Source organism: Streptomyces sp. ADMS (assembly GCF_033441795.1).
Classification (GTDB): domain Bacteria; phylum Actinomycetota; class Actinomycetes; order Streptomycetales; family Streptomycetaceae; genus Streptomyces.
In genome coordinates, this window is sequence record NZ_JAVFVX010000647.1 from 1 (window position 1) to 231 (window position 231).

Consider the following 231-nt stretch of genomic DNA (forward strand, 5'->3'; position numbering starts at 1 on the left):
TACTCCCAGCTGTTCGGCGGACGCAACCGTGACCAGAACACCGCGGTGGCGATCGCAGTTGTCATGGGGGTCTCCGCCCTGGTCTACGCGATCAGCTTCCTGCTGATCCGGGCGCTGTCCCGCTACCGCGAACTGGCCGCCGACCGCGCCGGAGCCATGCTCACCGCGAGGCCCTCCGCCCTGGCCTCGGCCCTGACCAAGGTCACCGGCGACATCGCCCGCATCCCCACC

Annotated in this window: 1 protein-coding gene; it reads left to right on the plus strand. The window is 70.1% G+C overall.

The annotated features are described in order from the left end of the window. Window positions 1-231, plus strand: a 231-nt coding sequence (locus RB628_RS42330) for a M48 family metalloprotease (RefSeq protein WP_318325876.1), incomplete at both ends; no start/stop codon positions are given.